This window comes from Methylorubrum salsuginis (assembly GCF_900114375.1).
GTDB lineage: Bacteria > Pseudomonadota > Alphaproteobacteria > Rhizobiales > Beijerinckiaceae > Methylobacterium > Methylobacterium salsuginis.
On the sequence record NZ_FOSV01000002.1, the window covers coordinates 407,708 to 427,079 of the forward strand.

The window sequence follows — 19,372 nt, forward strand, 5'->3', positions numbered from 1 at the left end:
CCTCGACCCGCGCAATGCCCTTCGACGAGCGGTTGACCGATGCGACGGATCGTTGCCGGAAACGCGCGGCGCCACAAGGGCTTCCCGCCGCCCACCCCGAACCGTCATCCGCCGGTTCGTCGTGTGGCGATGGGGCCGCCCGCTCTCATGCCCGGATCGAGGCGGGGGAGCCGCGCCTGCGCACCGGCGCCGCGCGGCCGGCCTTGCCGCCGACGGTGCGGCCTTCCTTGCCGGGCGGCACGGAGGGGGCACGCCCGCCCCGCCGGTTCTCCGCGCCGCTGCCGTGCAGGAGATCGCGCAGGGCCGCCAGGGTCTCGGGGGCGGCGTCGAGGAGGTCCTTCGAGAAATGCGACATCGCTCCCTCCTCAGCGCCGGGAGAGGGCGATGACGCGCACGGGGCGACCCTGCGAGTGGCAGATCGAAGGAAGCGAGGCCCAGGCGTCGGCCGTGCAGGCCGGCCCGATGGCGGCCTCGCCCCTGGCTTCGGCGACCGTCCTGGGCTCGGCCCTGGCCGGCGGTTCGCTCCAGGTCGCCGTGGCGGACGGGGCCGCCTCGACCGAATCTGCCGCGGCGCGGCCGGCCACCAGACCCGCCGAGAGCACGGCGCTCACGGCGACGATCGAAATCCATTCCTGCATGACATCCCCCCGCGGCTCGTGCCGTCGTCGATGGGAGCCTTCTAGGGAGCCCGCATGTCCGGGGTTTTTCGTCGTCCGTCACAGGATCACGGGATCGAGAGCCTTCTGTTGCGTCGCCGGGGCACCGACGTAACAATTCGTTAACAGGTGCCCTCAGTCCCCCTCCGGGCGGAAGACGTAGCCGAGGCCCCGCACCGTGCGGATGAAGCGCGGGTTGGCCGGATCGGGCTCGACCTTCTTGCGGATGCGGTTGATGCGCACGTCGATCGCCCGGTCGAAGGCGTCCGGGTCGCGGGCGTCGGCGAGGTCGAGCAGGCGCTCGCGGGAGAGCGCGCGCTTCGGATGGTCGGCGAAGGCCTTGAGCAGATCGAATTCCGAGCGGGTCAGCGGCTGCTCGACGCCGTGGTCGTCGCGCAGGCGCACGGCATCGAGTTCGAGCCACTTCGTCCCGAACCGCACCCGCCGGGCGGGCGCCTCCGCCGGTTCCGGCGCCTCGGCCCTGGGCGGGGCGGGCGTTCCCTGCGCCCGGCGCAGCACCGAGCGCACCCGGGCGACGAGTTCGCGCAATTCGCAGGGCTTGGGCAGATAGTCGTCGGCGCCGAGTTCGAGCCCGACCACCCGGTCGATCGGGCTTGCGGTGGCGGTGAGCATGATGATCGGGATGCGGCTGCGCGCCTTCAGATCGCGCACGATCGACAGCCCGTCCTCCTCCGGCATGTTGAGGTCGAGCACGATCAGGGCGGGGGCGCGCTCAGAGAGATGCGCCCGCAGGGCGCGGCCGCCGTCGCAGAGCGCCACGTCGAAGCCGTGCAGGCGCAGGTAGTCGCCGACCATGGCGCGGGCGTCGGGCTCGTCGTCCACCACGACGATGTGCGGGCCGGATCCGGCGGTTCCGGTCATCGTGGCGCGGTTCCGTGAGCCGGCAAGGTTTGAGGGGCCGGAGGGACGACCTGCGCCATCGGCGTGAAGCTTTCCTCGGTCGAATGTCGGTGTCGCCCGCCCGTTCGGGGACGGTGTTGCAACTCTTTGGCCACCATGCCCGAAGCCTCGACGCTTGGCGACGCATCCGCGCCGCTCTCGCACAGAAGATCGCTCTCGCATCTCGCGTCCGGCGGACGATCCGGCCGTCTCGACCAATGCTTGGCGCCGCCCTTTGCCGGTGACATCCGAAGAGCCCGCCCCGCTTTCACCACGGTTCCTTCGCTCAATCGCGGCCTGTCCGGCTCGGTGCGGTCGCGAACCGCGCGCGGGGTAGGCTAGGGCGAGACGCGGCGGTGGGCCGGCGCCGTCGGAAGGCGCGGCCGAGGGGCGACCATGGACGACGACCTGCTCGAACTGATGCCCGACGAGGTGCCGCCCGCCGGTCCCCGCGCCGGCCCCTGGACCATCGCGCTGGTCGACGACGACCCGGCGGTGCACGAGGGCACCCGCTACGCCCTGGCCGGCTACGAACTCGACGGGCGGGGCCTCGAGATCCTGTCCGCCCACTCCGCGGCGGAAGCCCGTAACCTGTTGGCGCAGCGGCGAGATATCGCCATCGTCCTGCTCGACGTGGTGATGGAGACGGACGAGGCCGGGCTCGATCTCGTCGAGTATATCCGCCGGGAGCTGAAGGAGGAGACCACCCGCATCATCCTGCGCACCGGGCAGCCGGGGCAGGCGCCGGAGCGGCGGGTGATCGTCGATTACGACATCAACGATTACAAGGCGAAGACCGAGCTGACCGCCGACCGGCTGTTCACCAGCCTGACCGCGGCGCTGAGGGCCTACCAGCAGCTGAAGCGGCTGGACGAGACACGCCGCGGGCTCGAGATCATCATCGACGCGGCCCCGATGCTGCTCGATCAGAAGTCGATGCAACGCCTCGCCGAGGGGGTGCTGACGCAGGTCGCCTCGCTGCTCAACGCCGAATGCGCCGGAATCCTGGTGTTGCGCGAGGGTGACACCGACGCGGGCGCGGGCGGGTTCAGCGTGCTGGCCGGATCGGGGCTCTACGGCGGCGCGGCCGGCGGCGCCCCCGAATCGCTTGACGAAAAAATCCGCACCGTGGTCGAGGCGGCCTTCGCGGCGCGTCAACACCATTTCAGCGAGCGCGGCTCGACGCTCTACGTCCGGACCGCGAGCGGGCGCGAGATCGTGGCGCTGATCGACGCCGACCGCCCGCTCTCCGACACCGACCGGGCGCTGATCACCCTGCTGACCGGGCGGCTCTCCATCGCCTTCGACAACGTGATCCTCTACGAGCAATTGCAGCGGGCCAACGTCACCCTGGAGCAGCGGGTGACGGAGCGCACCGCCGAGCTGATCCGGGCGAACCGGCGGCTGGCCCTGCAGCGCTCGGACCTGCGCCGGGCCAACACCCTCAAGACCGAGATTTTGGGCACCGTCGCCCACGACCTCAAAAACCCCCTGGCGGTCATCCTGGGCCGCTCCGAGATGCTGGCCGACCTGATCGCCCTGGCGCCCGAGGCGGGGCCGCCGGCCAAGGCCGCGATGACGACGCAGGTCGAGCAGGTGCGCGCCTCCGCCACCCGGCTGATCGGCATGATCGACAGCCTGATGGCGGATGCGATGAACGACGCCCTCGACATCACCCTGCGGCGCGAGGCCGTGGACCTCGCGGGGCTGGCCCGCGAGGTGTGCGAGGCCAACCGGCCGCTCGCCGAGGCCAAGGGCCAGCGCCTGACGACGCAGCTCCCCGACGCCCTCCCGCTGAGCGGCGACGCCGAGCGCCTGCGCGAGGCGCTCGACAACCTCGTCTCGAACGCGATCAAGTACTCGCAGCCCGGCGGCGCGATCACGGTGGCGGTGCGCCGCGAGGCCGGCGCCCCCGTCGTCGCCGTCACCGACGAGGGCCCCGGCCTCTCCCCGGAGGACGCCGCCCGCCTGTTCGGCCGCTTCCAACGCCTCTCCGCCAAACCCACCGGCGGCGAGGGCTCGACGGGATTGGGCCTCTCCATCGTCAAACGCATCGCCGAACTGCACGGCGGCCGGGCGGAGGCGTTTTCGGACGGGCCGGGGAGGGGGGCGACGTTTTTGATGCGGTTTCCGGAGGAGGCGGTGGGGGAGGGATCCAATGTTCAGTGATATAATCTCAGCTCAAATATGGATTTTCGAATTTTTCTGAGCTTTACAAAATCGTAACAACGCCTTATGGGGGCGGAACGTACCAAATTTTTAGCAAAAGTTAGCTACTGACGCTTTACCTTTGATCCGTCCATTGAGTAGAGTTGTCATTGTATTCTCAAATATTCGCACCACAGTGGTTGGAGTTTCATCAAGTTTGTGCTCAAACAGCAATGCGTCATGCATCGGCAAGACAATTTTAACATCATCTATGCTCCCAACATCCAGCAGGGTTTGTTTGAAAATAAGTGAAGCTGTGCCCTGTACGACCTGGCTTACTGACGACCTCTGTTCTTTACTTGAAAGCGCACCACTCCTTTCGCGTACATGTCGATTGCCAAGCAACGTTTTTATGCAATTTTTTTCTTGGAAATCGGACCATATTGTCTTTTTCCAGGCCTCATATTGCTTAAATAGGCCAAGGGCATTCTTGGCTTTTGTCCTATCGGCTCCTAATGAGACCGCTGCATCAATGAGGGCTTTTCTGCTCATTCCATAGGCGTACGATAGAAATAGCTGCTTAGCTGCCTTCCTATTATTAATTAACCCTAAATGTTCGGTGGCAAATATATCATACATATCGCCCGCCTCATAAAGTTTTAACAGTTCGGCGTCGTCGGAAAGCGCCGCCATTATACCAACTTCATATTGATCAAAGTCGACGTAGCTCAATTTATTATCTCGATGCGCAGTAATTATGCTGCGATATTTTTTAGGGATATTCTGTAGGCTCGGGCTGCGCAGGTGGATGCGAGATGTTCGTGAGCCGAACACATCAATGACAGGCCTAAGGGTTGCTGTTGATAGGGTGAGAGAGCCAAGTACTCGTCGAGCAGTATCGGCTGCCTGTAGCGCTATGGTGTCGCTGCCGAAGTCATGCTGGTGTGGAACATACTCCAGAAGGTAGTCGATCGAGACGCCGTCTATTTCAAATCCATCCAGGCGCAGTTTTGCTTCTAAGCTTGATTTGCTGGGAGTCTCCAAAGGCATGTTGTGCCTGTCGGAGTACGCTTTAAGCCTTGAAAAGTATTCATGTTCCGCTTCTGCGCGCATACTAGACAAAAGATGCTTGTTGATGGCAATTCCAGCAGTCATTGAGCTTTGAAGAAGACAATATACCGGCAATTCTATATTGAAGAAGCGATCCTTTTCGTCGGCCTCATCGGATTGTTCGATTAATTTCTCATACATTTTGGATAAGGCTTTTGCTGCTTTCAGCACGATCGCCGAGTCAAACGGTATGATTTTGTTCAAAATCTGTTTATAGGCTAAGCAAATATCTTGCTCAGCGCCATATTGTCCTAGCACCGCAGTTACATCATTTTTCTCGCGTTCAAGACGATCGCTTGGTATGCCGCTAATTGATATGCGAAACTCGTCTAAATCTACTATTCTATTTGGCAATTTGCCTGTCTTGTCATATATCTCGTCCCTTATAATCCAAAAATCATGGCAGACCACGATTCCCTGGAAATCAGAAACGCCCTGAGCATTGGTATCAATTAGTTGTTCGCCATCATACCAGTAAAAGATATCCGCCCCCTTTCCGGTGAAATCTTTTAAAAAAATAAAAATCTTCCAGGTTATGTCAGTCATATTCGCTGACCTCGTCAACAAGATTGATCAGGTTGGGCTTTTCCCGTCTTGCGAAAGGGAGGCCCTCTTCATTTGTGTGTCGCTCGGCTCTTGCGGCAGTGCCTTTGAGGTGCGCTGGCACGTGACCATGCAGGGGCTTCAAATCGTCCTTTTGCAGAGCAGCAGAAGCGATCAAAAAATAACGTGCGTTTTGATAGGGTAACGTTCCAAATTTTTCAATGCAACCTCGCACAGAATTAAGTTCTCCGATGCAGCGAAGCCAAATCAGAATGCTCCCAGCCTCTCCTGATCTTACGTCTTCTTTTAGCTTTCGATCAGCAAGTTCAATTAATTGTTTAGAGTGATGCTTTTGTGCTCCTAATAGCATCCATATATTGTAGTTTTGCCAGTCGTGAATTGCGCCCTCTTCCTCTAAGAGAAATGCTTCGAGTGCTGGTAGGCACCGGCCTTCTCGATCGAGAGTAGATATCAACCTACAGTATTGATCGGTAGAAACGGCATGCTCTGATAGGGAGCGCGAAAGCGTATCAAGGAGGGTGTTCGAAAGGGCGTCGCCAATTTCGAAAAGTCCCGATTCTACGATCTGCGCCACACGATTCACAGCAAACCGAAATTGTCGCGACTGAGTATCTCCCGATTCTATGCAGCTAGTTAGCATCTTAAATATATAATCGATGGAACGTGTTACGATCCTGCGGCTTCTAGATTGCCACATTTGATTTATGGCAACCGTCGAGCTGTCTTGTGATGGAAAATATTCGAAAAGCGTGCTCTTGTTAACGTTTGGCGGTAATATTTCCGTCTTACTGGCATTTATGTTTAAGCCAATCTTTCTGAGCTCTCTGATTAGATCTTGCAATGCGCGACGCGCTTGAAGCTCTGTGCTGGCTAGTACACGAATATCATCTACATATCTATAGTAGTCGTAGCCTTTTCTCGTCATTTCCTTGTCGACGGATGAAAGTAAAATATTCGACAAGAAAGCGGATGCATCTCGGTTTTGCGGCAAGCCATGATCGCGGCTGAACATCCATTGTTCAAGTAGGCGCTCTAGCGTCGCAATTGCGTTACGGATGTGAAGTTTTTCTGGTCCTGTCGATATTATTTCTGGGATAGCCTCTTCCAGTGATTTAACAATCTGAACGCGAGATATATTTTCGAAGAAGTTGCTCAGATCTGTTACAAGTAGATATTGATTGGATCGAGCAAACGTGAGTGTCACTCCCTCAAACGTAAACCAGCGGTCGATCTTATTTTTAAATAAGTACTTTTGATTTGGCGGCGCGGGGTCATAGCGGTAGCTAAGAACTCGATGACTAAGGATTTTATCGTAGTATGGAATAAGAAAGCTACAAATTGCCTGATATAGAAATCGATCAAAAAAATCCGTCTCTAATCCATATCTTTCGCCATACCCTTTTTTGGGGATATTTCTCACAACGCTACGGGTTCCGCAGTAAATACCGTTCCAATCCTGCAAAAGAGAAAGTATTATACGCTTTGTTTCGTCTGGATTGTTGAATAAATCTTCGTACTGTAGGCAGTCATAATACCAGTCATCCCTCATGTCCTGTCGCAGATGCTTGAGAACAAGGTTAAAATTGATAGGGAAACCTAGCGCCTGACCCTTTTCCCAGAAGGTTGCTTTGATTGCATAATCAGGATCTTCATCTTGTTGGCTGCGGTTTGGCACCGTACGCGTTCCCAATGGATATCAACATCAACTATCATGGGCTCTTAGCTTAATCGATCTTGAGCGATAGCTCACGCAATAGGGGTTATTGTCACAAATTTTCGCATCCGATTTTAGCTCCAAATCAGATCGTCGCTATTTCATTCTGCGGTTTGTGCGTGCCAACTAGGTTGGAAGCCATGGATGTACCTTCCCAGAGACAGCCGTCGTTCGCAAGTGGTTGCTCGATGGTTGCAGAATGATTTGGGCTGGCACCCGGACAGTCGGCGGTAGTCCTCATCGCGAACGCTACGTCTATCAAAATTCCTTGAATAGGATAATATGCCTTGACAGCGCCCCGCTCCTCCGGCTAACCTCCGTACCATCCCAAAAATCCAAACTCGCAAAAGAGGGCCAAAGCCATGGCCTGGGCTCCCCGTCATGGTCCGGCGGTGCGCCGGGATGTGGCCGATCTTATGCGGGGGAGCGATCTGACCCCGCAGGAGATCGCGGCGCGCACTGGCGTGCCCTATTCCACCGTGTGCCGGTGGAACCTCGTGCAGAACTGGCGGCCGGCGGTGCTGCGGGCGCGGGAGGCGCATCGGCCGCAAAAATGGTCGCAGGCGCGGGTCGCCGCGCTCGCCCGGGTGGCGCGGGTGCCCGGCGTCGATCCGGGGGACCTCGCCGAGGCCTTGGGCGCGCGGCGCGACCGGGCCGAATCGCTGTTTCGCGCCTGCGGCCTGTCGGAGACGATCACGCCGCAATCCGCGGTCGGGCGGGCGCAGCGCCGGGCGGGGCCGGACGGCTCCTTGCGGGCGGCTCTGCGCGTCCACCTCGCCCGGCAGATCGGCGAACTCGACGGGCTGCTCGCCGCCCGCGGGCGCCAGGATATCTTGGTCCGGCTGGAACGGGCCGGAAAGCTCGACACCGCCAAGATGCTGCGCAACCTCGTCGGCCTGAAGAAGCTGCTGGACGAGGTCGAGCCGCCCTCCGAGGGCCGGGGGGCGGGGGACGACGAGGGCGGCGGCGACGGGCGGCTCGACCTCGTGGCCCTGCGCGCCGACCTCGTCCGGCGCTACGCGGCGTTCGCGGCCCGGAATGCGGCGGCGGCGCAAGGGGCATCGCAAGGGGCATTGGAAGGGGCATCGGACACCGGACGGGCGGCCGGGGACGGGACCGGGGCGGCGGGCGATCCGTGGGCCGAGGGGATCGCCGGGGGCGAGCCGGCGGGGCCGGGGGGCCCGCAGGGGGCTCGGCCCGCGGACCCGCACGGCGCGGCGCACGGGACCGCGGCGGCGTTCGCGCCGGGGCGGGCGGCTGGTGCGCCACGGGTCTGGGAGCCCCGCATCCGTGCGCCGTAGCACGCCCCGCGCCGCGCATCCGGATCATCGGCGCCGCCCCACCCGTCAACCCTTCGAAGGCCTCGGCCGGATTCCACGGGCGCCTCAGGCGCGGACGATCGGAGAGAGGGATGACGCGGACGGTTTTGGGTGTGGGCGCGCGGGCGCGGCAGCGGGCGCGGTTGGGAGCGCGGTGGGGGCTGGCGCTGGCCGGGCCGGTCTTCGGGGTGGTCGCCCTCGGATCGGCCGGCGCGGCGCCCATCACCGGCACCGGCGGCGGGCCGGAGACCACGGTCAACGCCCCCTACCGCGCCGGCAGCGGCCAGACCGTGCCGCCGGGCCGCGACGCCGCCCCCGATCACGACCCGACCGCGCGCACCGAGCGCCAGAAGCGGCTCGACGGCGTGCTCGACAGCATCTGCGACTCCTGCGGCGAGAACCGGCCGCGCTAGAGCCCCGTTCCGCAGGGGGATTTCCGGCTTTCGGGAAAAGCCGATGCGGCGCAAGGGGCTAGGGCATCGCCCCGATCCGGTCTCCGGGAGGATGCTCTAGCCGGGAGCGTGCGCGCGGGTTAGACCGTGGACCCGACCGTCCCGAGAGGCGAGGGGCGGGGCGAGAGCAGGGACCTGAGATGGCCGACAAGGGCGTTCCGCACTTCCACAACCAGCCCGGCCTGCGGGTGGTCGCGGTGGGCTCGAAGGAGTTCATGTGCATCGGCGCGCTGCCGCCGTTCGACCATCCGCACGTCTTCCTCGACATGGGCGCCGACACCGAGATCATCTGCCAGTACTGCTCGACGCTGTTCCGCTACGACGCCCGGCTGAAGGCCGGCGCGGCCGAGCCGGCGGCCTGCGTCTGGACCGAGGCGGCCGACGGCATCGGCCGGGGCACGCAGGCCGCCTGACCCCGCCCGTGAGCGGCCTTTCCATCGCGGTCGTGGGCGCCGGCATCGGCGGGCTCACCGCGTCGCTGGCGCTGGCGGGCGCGGGCCATACCGTCACGCTGATCGAGCGGCGCACCGGCTTCTCCGAGGTGGGGGCGGGGCTCCAGCTCTCGCCCAATGCCAGCGCGGTGCTGATCGGCCTCGGCCTTGGCGCGGCCCTGCGCCGGGCCGCCGACGCGCCGCCGGGCGTGCGGGTGCGGGCGCTCACCACCGGCAAGACGATCGGCGGCATCCGGCTGGGGGCCGCGATCCGCGAGCGGCACGGCGCGCCCTATTACGTCATCCACCGGGCCGACCTGCAGACGCTGCTCCTCGACGCCGTGCGCGGGCGCGCGGGCATCCGCCTCGGCGTCGGCCGCGAGATCACCGATTTGTCCGAGGGGCCGGACGGGATCGACCTCACCGTGTCGGGCATCGACGGGGGCAAGAGCGAGCGCCTGCGGGCCGATCTGCTGGTTGGGGCCGATGGGGTGCGCTCGACCCTGCGCGCCCGCTTCGACCAACGGCCGCTGCGGCTGCACCGGCAGGCGGCCTGGCGCGCCCTGATCCCGCGGGAGGCCGCGCCGGACGCCTTCCAGGGCGACGAGACCGGGCTCTGGCTCGGGGCCGGGCGGCACGTGGTCCATTACCCGGTCGGCGGCGGCAAGCGCCTCAACGTCGTCGCCATCGCCCCCGAGCGGGACGGCGACGAGGATTGGGGCCGCATCGGCGACCCGGCGGCCCTGCGCGACCATTTCCCCGATGCCGCCGCCCCGCTCGCCGACTTGCTCCGAACGCCGGATGCCTGGATGGTGTGGTCGCTGGTCGATCGCCCCGCCGCCCGGCCGATGGCGCGGGGCCGGATCGCGCTTCTGGGCGACGCCGCCCATCCGGTCCTGCCGTTCCTGGCGCAGGGGGCGGCCCTCGCCATCGAGGACGCGGCGGTGCTGGCCGCCCAGCTCTCCGCCCAGGCCGACGTGCCGGCCGCGCTCAAGGCCTATGCCGCCGCCCGGGCCGAGCGGGTCGCGGCGGTGCAGCGGGCGGCGCGGCGCAACGGCCGCGTCTACCATGCGGGCCGCCTCGTCGGGCTCGCCCGCGACGCGGTGATGGCCCGGCTCGGCCCCGAGGGCATGGCCGCGCGCTACGCGTGGCTCTACGGCTGGACCCCGCCCGCCGCTTGATCTGGCGCCATCGCCCGGCTACCGCTGGCGGCCGAGCGGACGTGGCGGAACCGGTAGACGCACGAGACTTAAAATCTTGCGGCCCCACGGCCATGCGGGTTCGAGTCCCGCCGTCCGCACCAATCTCTTGAATTTGCGAGTGCCGCCAGTAACATGCTGGCCGCACGGTGTTTTTCGGCGCTCCCTTGCCCCTCCGCCACGCCGCCCGAACGTAGCGAGACCGATCACATCCACCGCCTCGCGCGGGCTGTGGCCGGACGTGACCCTTGGGGCACGCCCGATTGGCCGCGCGCCGGAATATTCAGCGGCGACGGAGCCAGCGCCGCACGCCGATCGCCACGGCGGTCAGGAGGACGAGGAGGCCGAGGACGGGATGCACGAGGGCGCCGGCCTGGAACAGGACGAACACCCCGAGCACGGCCATCCACGGCTTCATGCGCCCGTCCGTGGGATCCGTCTCCGAGAGGGGAGCGGGGGTGTCGCCCGAGCTTCCGCCGTCCGTGGGCCTCGGACGGCCGATCGAGGGCAGGCCGCTGCGGCCCGGGGCAGCGGGGCGGCGCTCGGCGGCTTCGGGTTTCTCGACTTCGACCTCGATGAGGATCGGATCGGGCAGCGGGAGGGGCGGCTCCGCCGGCCTCCACCAGCGGTCGAGGGGGGCGAGCCCTTGCGCGGATCGCTGGCGGAACGCCGGGCGCGGCGGACGACCGGCTTCGCCCTGCGCCATGCCGTGGCGTTCGGCCAGACGGCGTGCCTGCGCCACGAGCGGAGCCCCGGTCTCGGGCGTCACCATCCGGACGAATTGGGCAAAGCCCAGGGCAGCCCTGAACACGCCGTCCCCGGAAGAGCGGCCCCAGCTGCGGCCGGCGGGCCCGTGCCGGTCGAGGGCGTGCAGGAGCGCGCGGAAGCGGCGCAGGGTCTCGCGGGGGACGCCGACCCGCTCGTTCACGGTCAGCCCGGTCACCTCCTGATGGCGGCCCCGCCGCATCACCCGGGTCTTGTCGGGATGGACGGTGAAACCCTCGGCCGCGACGATCGCGCCGACATATTTGAGAAGAGGGCCGACCTTGTCCGCGGCCTCGCCGGAGGCCGAAAAGGTGAGGTCGTCCGCGTAGCGCGTATAGGTGAAGCCTAGGCTCTCCGCGAGGCCGGTGAGGCGCCGGTCGAGACGGGTACAGATCAGGTTGGTCAGGGCCGGGCTCGTCGGCGCGCCCTGCGGCAGGCGGCGGGGGCCGCGCGCGGCATGGAGGCGCTGTCCGTCGATCTCGATGGCGTCGGTGTCCGGCTCGGTGCAGAGGAGCGCCAGCACGGTCGCGACCGGCTCGGCATAGCCGAGGCCCCGGAACTTGCCCTTGACCCGGCGATAGTCGAGCGTCGGGAAGAAGTCCTTGAGGTCGAGGTTGACCACCACGTCGCGCCCGACATGGGCGCTGGCATTCGTCACGATCGAGCGGCCCGGCACGAAACCGTGGGCGGCCCCGTGAACGGGGGCGTGGGCCAGCAGCGCGTCGAGCACCCAGTACTGCGCTCGCTTCAGCCGCGGCATCGGCGCCGAGATCAGGCGGGTGCCGCCGGTCTTCTTCGGGATGGTGAAGCGCCGATAGTGGCTCACCGTCGCGACCGCCCGGTCGTAGGCGAGGAAGCGCAGTTCGCCGAGCGGGATTCCCATGGCCTGCGCCAGCGCCTTCGGGCTCTCCAGCCTCGGCAGGCCCGGTCCCGGCTCGCGTCCCGCCTCGTCCTTCGCGGAGAGCCCGCCGGAGACGCCTTCGCCGAGATGGAGCACGTCCTCGTCGCGCCGCGCGTGCCAAGCCAGCGCCCGCTCGTGACGGGTGCGGGCGTTGCGCAGCTTGGTCTCGCGGCGGCGCTCCAGGGCCGCCTTCTTGCGGCGGCGATGCATCTCCTTCAGCGCCGCGTCGGGATCGCGCCACAGCGCCTCGCGCCGGTGCAGGTCGGCGAGCTCTCGGGAAATCTCGCCGCGGCGGCGGATCAGGTCGTCGGGGAGGTTCGGCTGGTCCGCCCCGTCCGGCCAGAAGCCGAGGCGGATCATCTCCTCGAGGATCACCTCATCCTTCGAGGATTCACGGATGCGGTCGTAGAGCTGCTGGCGGGTCAGCGAGCCGGGCTGCGCGCTCATGGGCAGCCCCCGAAAGCGGGAAGCGGTGCGAGGGACGCCGGCCGGGATGCCTTCGTCAAGTCTCGGGACCGGCGCGCTCCACTCGATGCCGGCACGACCACCCCGCACGGTTTGGGTTCGGCGAACCCAAACCGCGAACCGTGCGGGGTGGTCAGTGCCGGCCCAGTGAAGAGCGGGCCGGTGACGCTTTGCCGGGCAGGGTGCAGGGACGGCGAAACGCCGCCCAGGATGCAAGGTCCGCCCGGCACGGCGCCCCTCGTGGCGGTGAATCTAGACCGGGTGCGCGCCGGCATCAATCGCCGATCCCTCACGCTTGTCGCCCCATCGGCTTGCCCTCGACCTGTGCGTGGAAGAAGCGGCGGAGCGCCAGCATGTGCTCGCAGGGGCCGCGCATCAGCCGGTTGCGGAGGTAGAAGCCGCAAGCACAGGAGCCGCCGACCATGCGGTCGTCGGCATCGATCTCGACGGTGGGGCGCAGCGGCGACCCGTCGTCGAGCACCGTGCCGGTGAGCCAGCGCAGCCCGTCGGCGTGGCGGACGGGATCGAGGGCGACGAGCCCGGCCTCGACGAAGCGGTCGGCCTTGGCCTCCTGCTCCGAGGCGAAGCGCAGCGCGCCCGCATCCAGCGGCTCGCGGGTGAGTTCGCGCAGGCGGTAGACCCGCTTGTCGAGGTCGAACATCGCGCGCCCGGCCTGGACGTATCCGCCGAGCGCCGCCTCGACGGTGGAGCGGGCGAGGCCGGTATCGGCGGCCAGCACCGCGGCGCTGGCGAGATGGCGCCGTCCGAGCGCGGCGAAGACGCGGGCGGCGGTGTCGGCATCGACATCCTTGCGGGGGGCCAGCAGGTCGAACTGCCCGGCGCGCGACCAGTCGTTGGCGGTCCAGCCCGACAGGCCCAGCGTGAAGCGCAAGCCTCCGAAATCCAGAACGGCAAAGGACGGCATCCCGGTGCCGAGCAGGTGCAGCCGCACGGATTTCGCGAGCGGCAGGGCACGCGCCAGAATGGCGAGCCGCCGCCGGCCCCAGAGCCGGATCTCGGCGCCGCCGCCCCGGTAGATCGAGCGGCGGAAGGTCAGGCGCTCGTTCCAGGGCTCGATCACGACGCTGACCGGCCGGTCGGGCTCCAAGAGGAAGCGCAGCGAGCGCGGCCCGTGCCGCTCCCGCCGGGCACCGAGCCGGGTCAGGATCGCGTGCAGGTCCATGGGGTGGAGATCGACCGTGAAGGCGGGCTGGGCCATCGCGCTCGACACCTGAAGGAAGCCGCGCATCCACGAATCGGGCAGCTCGATCTTGTCCTCGCGATAGGCGGCCTCGCCTCCGGTCTGGACCTCGAAGCCGGTCGGATCGATCGACAGCTCGGTGTCGCGGTAGCTGCGGATCTTCTGGAATTCGTCGTAGAGGGCGTGGCTGTAATCGATGTTGGTGGTGCCGTAGGCCATGGCGCCGACGCGCTCGAACGTGTCGTGGTCGCAGGACAGGCGCCCGTAGCTCGATTCGTCGAGGCTGAACGCCTCGAAGAAAATCTCGTCGGGATGCACGGTGATGACCGGATCGAGCACGATCCAGGCGTCGAGGTTCTCCTTGTAGAGGTGGTCGAAGTAGCGCTTCCGGGCTCGGTAGAACGGCCCCATGATGGCGCCGGAGCGCAGATCGATCTGCTGCGCTTCCCGACGCAGGGCCTCGATCTCGGCTCGCACCGCGTCGCGCTCGATCAACGCTTCGGCGAGCAATTGCTGCTCGTTGGCCTGGAGCCACGCGAGGTAGGCCGTGCGGTCCTTCGGCTTGAAGCGCAGGTCCGACACCACGACGTGGTGCAGTGCCGAGATCGCCTCGCGGAACGGCAGGTGGCGGGCGACCTTGCCGGTGAAGAAGGTCGGTGGACGCAACGTATCGGGGGCGAAGTCGAGCCGGGTCGCGCCCGCATCGGACTCGGCCCGGCTCTGCCCGAGATAGCGGTGGACGACGTTCATCGGGCGGCCTCCGGGCGCGCGCCATCGACCCGCTGTTCCGGCGGGCGCCGGGCGAGCGGGGTGTCGAGGCCGGGATGGGCGTCGGCGATGTCGCGGAGCGCCAGGATCGCGGCGGCGCGGTCGCGGGCGGTGCCGCTCAGCGACAGGTCGGAAAAGAGCGGCAGCAGCCGCTCGGCCCGCTCGCGATGTCCCACGGCCTGCGCCCGCAGGAAGGCCGCCATCCGGTCCTTGGCGACCCGGCCCTTCAGCACCTGCAGCATGACGATGCGGGCGAGCGGGATCAGCCGGGCGAAGGCCGCCTCGCTCGCGATCGCCGCCTCGGTCAGCATCTCGGTGACGAGGAGATGCATGGAGGGGGAGGGGTGTTCGAGCAGGCGGAGCAACTGCGCCTCGGCGTCGCCGGGCCGCAGGCGGCTGCGCAGCAGCGTGCGGGCGAAGGCCAGCACCTCCGGCCGGACGCTGTCGGTGACGATCGCCAGCGCGGCGGGCGTCCAGGCCGCTTCGGGCCAGGTCTCGAAATGGGCGCGGGCGAAGGCGGTCACGTCGGGCCAGTCGCTCTCGATCAGCAGCACCGCGTCCTCGGCCTGCGCCTGGAAGCGGGCGGGCTCGGCCTCGTAGGCGGCCATCGCCCAACGCCGCACGGCGACATGCGGATGGCCGCCGAGCCGGGCGATCTGGCGCACGCTGAACAGGCCGGGCGGGCGCTCGACGAGCACGCTCCCCCCGAGCAGCTGAGCGCCCTTGGCCCGTCCTTGCGCGAGCCGCCAGACCGTGCCGGGATCGAGGGCGGCCAGCGGACCCGGCATCGCTTCGGTCAGGAGCGCGACGATGTCGCCCGGATAGGCCTCGTCCGGCGCGGTGCGGAACAGGGTGTCGATCAGGTCCCGCGCGAGGCGCTCGGCCAGGGCCGGATCGAGGCTTGCGAGGCGCACGACCAGGGGACGGGCGGCGACCCTGAGCGCGGGCGACGGGCCGCTCGCCACGGCCAGAACGCGCGCGGCCTGCGCCGCGAGCCGTGCATCGTCGGAGCGCGCCAGCAGCCTGAGGGCCGCCGCCTGAACCGTTTCCGAATCCGATCCGATCAGCGCGTCCCAGAGGTCCGGGGGCAGGCGGTCGGCCTCGGTGCCGGAGCGCGTCAGCAGATCGAGGCCGGCGGCCACCACCTCCGGCGCGGGATGGCGGAGCAGCGGCATGACGCTGTCGGGCGCCAGCGGCCAGTCGTGAGCCGGCCGGAGGGCCGCGAGACCGGCGCGCACGGCCCCGATCGCCGCTTGCGCCGTCGCGTCGGGCACCGGCGGCATCGTGGCGAGCCAGGCCGTCAGCCGTGCGCCGAGCGCGGTGGCCGCCGCGGTCGGGACGCCGCGATCCGCGAGGCGAACCACCGCCGCCGCGACCCCCGGCTCGGGGCTCGTCAGCAAGGCGAAGGCGAGGGATTCGTGCGACCACGGCAGGGTGGGATCGGTCTCGATCCGCTGGAGTGCGAGGTCGCGGGCCTCGGGCAGGCGGGCGGCGATCAGCGCCGCCAGCAGATCGGGCGCGGCCGCGCCGCGGGCGAGCCGGTCGCGGGCGGTGTCGAAGCCGAGGCGTTGCGCGGAGGTGACCGGCGCGGCGAGCAGGCGGCCGAGTTCGGCCGGCGTCAGGGCCTCGCGGGCGGACGCGTCGGCGCGCAGCACCCGCACGCCCAGCATCGCCACGGGCGCGATTTCCGTCTCCACCGCGAGCCGCAGGGCGAGATCGGGCCGGGCGCTCCACAGATCGGGGAAGGCCTCGTCGCGGCTCTCCGGATCGGGCTCGGCCGTCTCGACGAAGCGCAGCGATTTGGGGCGCGGGCTCGCCCCGGGGGCGTTCCGGTACAGGAGTTGGCTCGCGGTCCAGTGATGACCGAGCGGCCCGTAGGCGCGGCGCTCGCGACCCCAGGCCTGACCCGGCCGGCGCACCCAGGAGGTCCAGGCCTGTCGGGGCTTCAGATCCTCCGGGCGCAGGGACAGGAGGTAGTCCGCCGCCATCGCGGCGAAGGCCGGATCGCCGACCTCGCCGCGCTTGCGCAGGGCCCGCCAGATGCGGCGGCGCAGGTAATCGTGCGTCGCCGTCGACAGGCCGAGCGAAGCGTCGGAGCCGTAGCGAAGGCTGTCGCGGGGGAGGGACTGGCGACGCTCCGGCACGTAGACGTGGTTCGGGCCGCGCCAGTACATCGGTTCCGCCGTCTCGAAGCGGTAGGCGGTGGCGGCGAACAGGCCGGAATCGTCGGCCATCTCGGCCTGCTTGAACAGGCGGCGCAGGCCGATGAGGTAGGGCGGCCGGGCCGGCAGGCGGGGGATCGCGGCGCAGAGCGCGGCGTGCAGGCCCGGTTCACGGCGCGCCCGGCGCCCGAGCGCCACCAGGGCGGGCCCGACCCGGGCCGGCTTGCTGAAGGCGAGCGCATCGAGGGCGTCGCACAGACCGTCGACGTCGCCGGCCCCGGCCGCGCGGGCGACCGCGTCGGGCAGGTCCGCATCGGCCTGCGCGGGGGCCTCCGTCGCGAGGGCGAAGCGGGCGAGATCGCGGGTCGCGACGCTGTCGCTGCCGGCGGCGATGTCGTTCAGCGCCGGCCGGGCGGCCTCGCCTCCGGCTCGGGCGAGCGCCCAGACCAGGGTGTAGGGGGCTTGGGCCGGACCGAGTTCCGCGGCCAAGGCGATCAACGCCGGCGTCGCCGCCGCGATCCGCAGCTGACCGATGCGCCAGAGCAGACGGGCGCGGTCGCGCTCGGACCACCGCTCCCGCCGACAGGCCGCGAGCCGGGCCAGCAGCACGCCGTCGCGGCCCTCCGGCATCGCAGCGGCCGGCGGCAGGTCGCCGGCGGGGAGATCGGTGCGGCGGTAGCCGCCGTTGAGCTTCGACACGACGACGCTGTCGAAGATCTTCTGGGCCGCCTCGGCGGAGACGGCCTGCGCGGTCTTCGTGCCCTCGCGCAGCGACGCGCCGCGGCGCCCGTGGCGGGTGTTCACGAGGAAGCGCGCGGGGCCCTCGACCGCGTCGTTCTCGACGAGCTCGACCTCGTAGACCTTGTCGGAGGTGCCCTCGCGCAGGTGGAGGGCGGCTTTGCGGACGAGTCTCATGCCGGCCTCCGGACCGAGGGGCGGGTGGGGGCTTCACTCATCGGACGAGAACACGTCGTTGCCGATGAAGATCATGTCGCGGTCGATCTCGGGCGGCTCCTTCTGCGAGCCATAGGCGAAGAACACGCGCCGGCTGCGCCCGTCCGCCCCCGTCAGGGTTAGGGTGTGGCGGTCGAGGGCGTAGCGCCCGCCCTCCGGCGCGCGGCGCCGGCCGATCGCGGTGCCGACGCCGGTGTCGGCGCCCGAATTGATCGCGCCGACCGAGCCGCCGCGGCCGTAGCTGCCGTCCGGGCGGAAGTCGTAGCGGCTCTCGACCGCGACCGTGACGCTGCCGCCCATGGCGCTGTTGCCGCCGCCCGAGAGCCGCCGGTAGGCCCGCTTCACGGTCTCGCCCGAGGCGGCCGGGAAGGCGCGGAAGAAGCTGCCGTCGCCGAGCGCGTAATCGTTCGAACGGCCCTTGTGATCCGTCAGCACGAAGCCCTTGGCGGTGCGCGTCCAGCGCCCGAACCGGCGCGGCTTGGCGAGTCGCTCGGCCGCGAGATCGACATCTTCGAGCGCCGTGTCGGTGATCTCGTAAGTCGTGCCGTCGCGCAGGAAGATCAGCGGCTCGAAGTCGATGGTCATCATCCCACCGACGCCGAAGCCGGTGGTGGAGCGGAAATATACGCCCTCGACCGCGTCCCAGTTGGCAGCAAAGCGCGGCGGCTGCGCCGCGTCCGGGGGCGGCGCGACGGAGTTCGGCGGCGGTGTCGGACGGGCGTCGGCGACGGGCGGAGGCGCCTCCCTCGGCGGCGGTGCCGACCGGCGGGCGCCTTTGCCCACCAGCCCCTCGTCGGTGAGCGCCAGCGCCTGGAGCTTGGCGGCCGGGATGAATTCGTTCGACAGGGTGGCGAGGAAGCGCGGCAGCACGCCGAGCTGCTTGGCGGCCTTCCAGCCGGCGTGGTGGAGCACCATGCGCAGCTTCACCCGTTCGGCGAAGGCGGCGCGGGCACCCGCCTGCGACAGCGGCGGCTTGCCCGCCAGCGGCGCGACGAAGGTTTGGCGGATCGCTCGGAGCGCCGAGGGGCTCGGCTCGGTCATGGAATCGTTGGCGACCATCCACTGGAGCGCCACGAAGGCCGCGAGCACGTCGCCGGCATCGTCCGGGCGCAGGGGCGTGCCGTCGAGGAAGCCGCGGAAGATCGTGTCGTAGTCGTGCCGCGCCATCTCGCGGGCGGTCTCCGCGGCGGCGATCGGATTCGTCGCGCGCAAGGCCTCGATTTCGCGGGCGAGCGTGGCGGCACGCAGATCCGGCGTCGAGGCGAAGGGCAGCGGCGTGACCGGTCCGGCGTCCTGCGCAAAGGCGGAGCTCGCCGCCAGCACCAGCGCCAGGCCGAGGCACCGGATCGCGCGCCTCGTGAAGGCTCCTCTGCGCCTCATGCCCACCGAGCCCCCGCCAGCGCAGACAGGCCCATCCAGAGCCCGACCAGGATCGTGATCCCCATGAACGGCAGCATCGGGATCATCAGCCAGCCCATGACGTGGAGCGTGTAGAGCAGCCCGCCGAGATCGAGGCCGCAGATCACGCAAGGGTGCCGGTTGCCCTCATCGACATGGCAGCCGGTGAGGACGGCCAGCCCGATGCCGAGCCCGAGCAGCAGCGCGGGCGTCCAGACGATCAGCGTGACGGCGAGCCCCAGGATCAGCATCGTGCGCGACGATT

The 19,372-nt window shown here is 67.8% G+C and carries 15 protein-coding genes and 1 tRNA gene; 6 read left to right on the forward strand and 10 right to left on the reverse strand.

Annotation, left to right across the window (positions count from 1 at the left end; genetic code table 11):
- Nucleotides 1-145: 145 nt before the first annotated feature.
- From BM140_RS04600 to BM140_RS04610, 3 genes are all read right to left on the reverse strand, one after another.
- Nucleotides 146-355: a hypothetical protein gene (locus BM140_RS04600; RefSeq protein ID WP_091942440.1), complete on the reverse strand. Its 210-nt coding sequence runs from the start codon at nucleotides 353-355 to the stop codon at nucleotides 146-148.
- A 10-nt stretch (nucleotides 356-365) separates the two neighbouring features.
- Nucleotides 366-638 (reverse strand): hypothetical protein, encoded by a 273-nt coding sequence (locus BM140_RS04605; protein WP_244535287.1) that lies wholly within the window; start codon nucleotides 636-638, stop codon nucleotides 366-368.
- 153 nt (nucleotides 639-791) lie between these two features.
- Complete coding sequence (locus BM140_RS04610) at nucleotides 792-1,538, reverse strand: response regulator (RefSeq protein WP_091942442.1); 747 nt, start codon at nucleotides 1,536-1,538, stop codon at nucleotides 792-794.
- A gap of 414 nt (nucleotides 1,539-1,952) precedes the next feature.
- Here BM140_RS04610 and BM140_RS04615 point away from each other — a divergent pair, with 414 nt between their 5' ends.
- A complete protein-coding gene (locus BM140_RS04615) occupies nucleotides 1,953-3,725 on the forward strand; it encodes a hybrid sensor histidine kinase/response regulator (protein WP_091942444.1) in 1,773 nt (590 codons plus the stop codon).
- A 90-nt stretch (nucleotides 3,726-3,815) separates the two neighbouring features.
- On the opposite strand, the gene BM140_RS04620 is transcribed toward BM140_RS04615, so the two are convergent.
- Together BM140_RS04620 and BM140_RS04625 are read right to left on the reverse strand one after the other, a co-directional pair.
- Complete coding sequence (locus BM140_RS04620; protein ID WP_091942446.1) at nucleotides 3,816-5,360, reverse strand: DNA polymerase; 1,545 nt, start codon at nucleotides 5,358-5,360, stop codon at nucleotides 3,816-3,818.
- Entirely contained in the window at nucleotides 5,353-7,053 is a 1,701-nt protein-coding gene (locus BM140_RS04625) for an RNA-directed DNA polymerase (RefSeq protein ID WP_091942734.1), read from the reverse strand. Before BM140_RS04625 ends, BM140_RS04620 begins: the two co-directional genes overlap by 8 nt.
- A 455-nt stretch (nucleotides 7,054-7,508) precedes the next feature.
- Between BM140_RS04625 and BM140_RS04630 the strand changes: the two genes are divergently transcribed.
- From BM140_RS04630 to BM140_RS04650, 5 genes are all read left to right on the forward strand, one after another.
- Entirely contained in the window at nucleotides 7,509-8,393 is an 885-nt protein-coding gene (locus tag BM140_RS04630; protein ID WP_091942448.1) for a hypothetical protein, read from the forward strand.
- Between the two features lie 110 nt (nucleotides 8,394-8,503).
- The gene (locus BM140_RS04635) at nucleotides 8,504-8,824 is read left to right on the forward strand and encodes a hypothetical protein (RefSeq protein WP_244535288.1); all 321 of its coding nucleotides are present in this window, start codon (nucleotides 8,504-8,506) and stop codon (nucleotides 8,822-8,824) included.
- A gap of 179 nt (nucleotides 8,825-9,003) precedes the next feature.
- Nucleotides 9,004-9,276: a zinc-finger domain-containing protein gene (locus BM140_RS04640; RefSeq protein ID WP_091942449.1), complete on the forward strand. Its 273-nt coding sequence runs from the start codon at nucleotides 9,004-9,006 to the stop codon at nucleotides 9,274-9,276.
- A gap of 8 nt (nucleotides 9,277-9,284) precedes the next feature.
- The gene (locus BM140_RS04645; protein WP_091942451.1) at nucleotides 9,285-10,475 is read left to right on the forward strand and encodes an FAD-dependent monooxygenase; all 1,191 of its coding nucleotides are present in this window, start codon (nucleotides 9,285-9,287) and stop codon (nucleotides 10,473-10,475) included.
- Between the two features lie 35 nt (nucleotides 10,476-10,510).
- Nucleotides 10,511-10,597: transfer RNA gene (locus BM140_RS04650), tRNA-Leu, on the forward strand.
- Nucleotides 10,598-10,776: 179 nt separating this feature from the next.
- On the opposite strand, the gene BM140_RS04655 is transcribed toward BM140_RS04650, so the two are convergent.
- The 5 genes from BM140_RS04655 to BM140_RS04675 all read right to left on the reverse strand — a co-directional run bounded on the left by BM140_RS04655 (nucleotide 10,777) and on the right by BM140_RS04675 (nucleotide 19,358).
- Nucleotides 10,777-12,606, reverse strand: a complete 1,830-nt coding sequence (locus BM140_RS04655; RefSeq protein WP_091942453.1) for a reverse transcriptase family protein — start codon at nucleotides 12,604-12,606, stop codon at nucleotides 10,777-10,779.
- Between the two features lie 307 nt (nucleotides 12,607-12,913).
- Nucleotides 12,914-14,575, reverse strand: a complete 1,662-nt coding sequence (locus BM140_RS04660; protein WP_091942455.1) for a hypothetical protein — start codon at nucleotides 14,573-14,575, stop codon at nucleotides 12,914-12,916.
- On the reverse strand, nucleotides 14,572-17,670 hold the full coding sequence (locus BM140_RS04665; RefSeq protein WP_091942457.1) for a hypothetical protein: 3,099 nt from the start codon (nucleotides 17,668-17,670) through the stop codon (nucleotides 14,572-14,574). The genes BM140_RS04660 and BM140_RS04665 overlap by 4 nt, the downstream gene beginning before the upstream one ends.
- A 33-nt stretch (nucleotides 17,671-17,703) precedes the next feature.
- Complete coding sequence (locus BM140_RS04670) at nucleotides 17,704-19,089, reverse strand: hypothetical protein (protein ID WP_244535289.1); 1,386 nt, start codon at nucleotides 19,087-19,089, stop codon at nucleotides 17,704-17,706.
- On the reverse strand, nucleotides 19,086-19,358 hold the full coding sequence (locus BM140_RS04675) for a hypothetical protein (RefSeq protein WP_244535290.1): 273 nt from the start codon (nucleotides 19,356-19,358) through the stop codon (nucleotides 19,086-19,088). The genes BM140_RS04670 and BM140_RS04675 overlap by 4 nt, the downstream gene beginning before the upstream one ends.
- Between the last annotated feature and the right edge of the window lie 14 nt (nucleotides 19,359-19,372).

Coding starts and splice junctions, on each gene's coding strand:
- BM140_RS04600 (WP_091942440.1), bottom strand. CDS start 355: ATGTCGCATTTCTCGAAGGACCTCCTCGACGCCGCCCCCGAGACCCTG.
- BM140_RS04605 (WP_244535287.1), bottom strand. CDS start 638: ATGCAGGAATGGATTTCGATCGTCGCCGTGAGCGCCGTGCTCTCGGCG.
- BM140_RS04610 (WP_091942442.1), bottom strand. CDS start 1,538: ATGACCGGAACCGCCGGATCCGGCCCGCACATCGTCGTGGTGGACGAC.
- BM140_RS04615 (WP_091942444.1), top strand. CDS start 1,953: ATGGACGACGACCTGCTCGAACTGATGCCCGACGAGGTGCCGCCCGCC.
- BM140_RS04620 (WP_091942446.1), bottom strand. CDS start 5,360: ATGACTGACATAACCTGGAAGATTTTTATTTTTTTAAAAGATTTCACC.
- BM140_RS04630 (WP_091942448.1), top strand. CDS start 7,509: ATGCGGGGGAGCGATCTGACCCCGCAGGAGATCGCGGCGCGCACTGGC.
- BM140_RS04635 (WP_244535288.1), top strand. CDS start 8,504: ATGACGCGGACGGTTTTGGGTGTGGGCGCGCGGGCGCGGCAGCGGGCG.
- BM140_RS04640 (WP_091942449.1), top strand. CDS start 9,004: ATGGCCGACAAGGGCGTTCCGCACTTCCACAACCAGCCCGGCCTGCGG.
- BM140_RS04655 (WP_091942453.1), bottom strand. CDS start 12,606: ATGAGCGCGCAGCCCGGCTCGCTGACCCGCCAGCAGCTCTACGACCGC.
- BM140_RS04660 (WP_091942455.1), bottom strand. CDS start 14,575: ATGAACGTCGTCCACCGCTATCTCGGGCAGAGCCGGGCCGAGTCCGAT.
- BM140_RS04665 (WP_091942457.1), bottom strand. CDS start 17,670: ATGAGACTCGTCCGCAAAGCCGCCCTCCACCTGCGCGAGGGCACCTCC.
- BM140_RS04670 (WP_244535289.1), bottom strand. CDS start 19,089: ATGAGGCGCAGAGGAGCCTTCACGAGGCGCGCGATCCGGTGCCTCGGC.
- BM140_RS04675 (WP_244535290.1), bottom strand. CDS start 19,358: ATGCTGATCCTGGGGCTCGCCGTCACGCTGATCGTCTGGACGCCCGCG.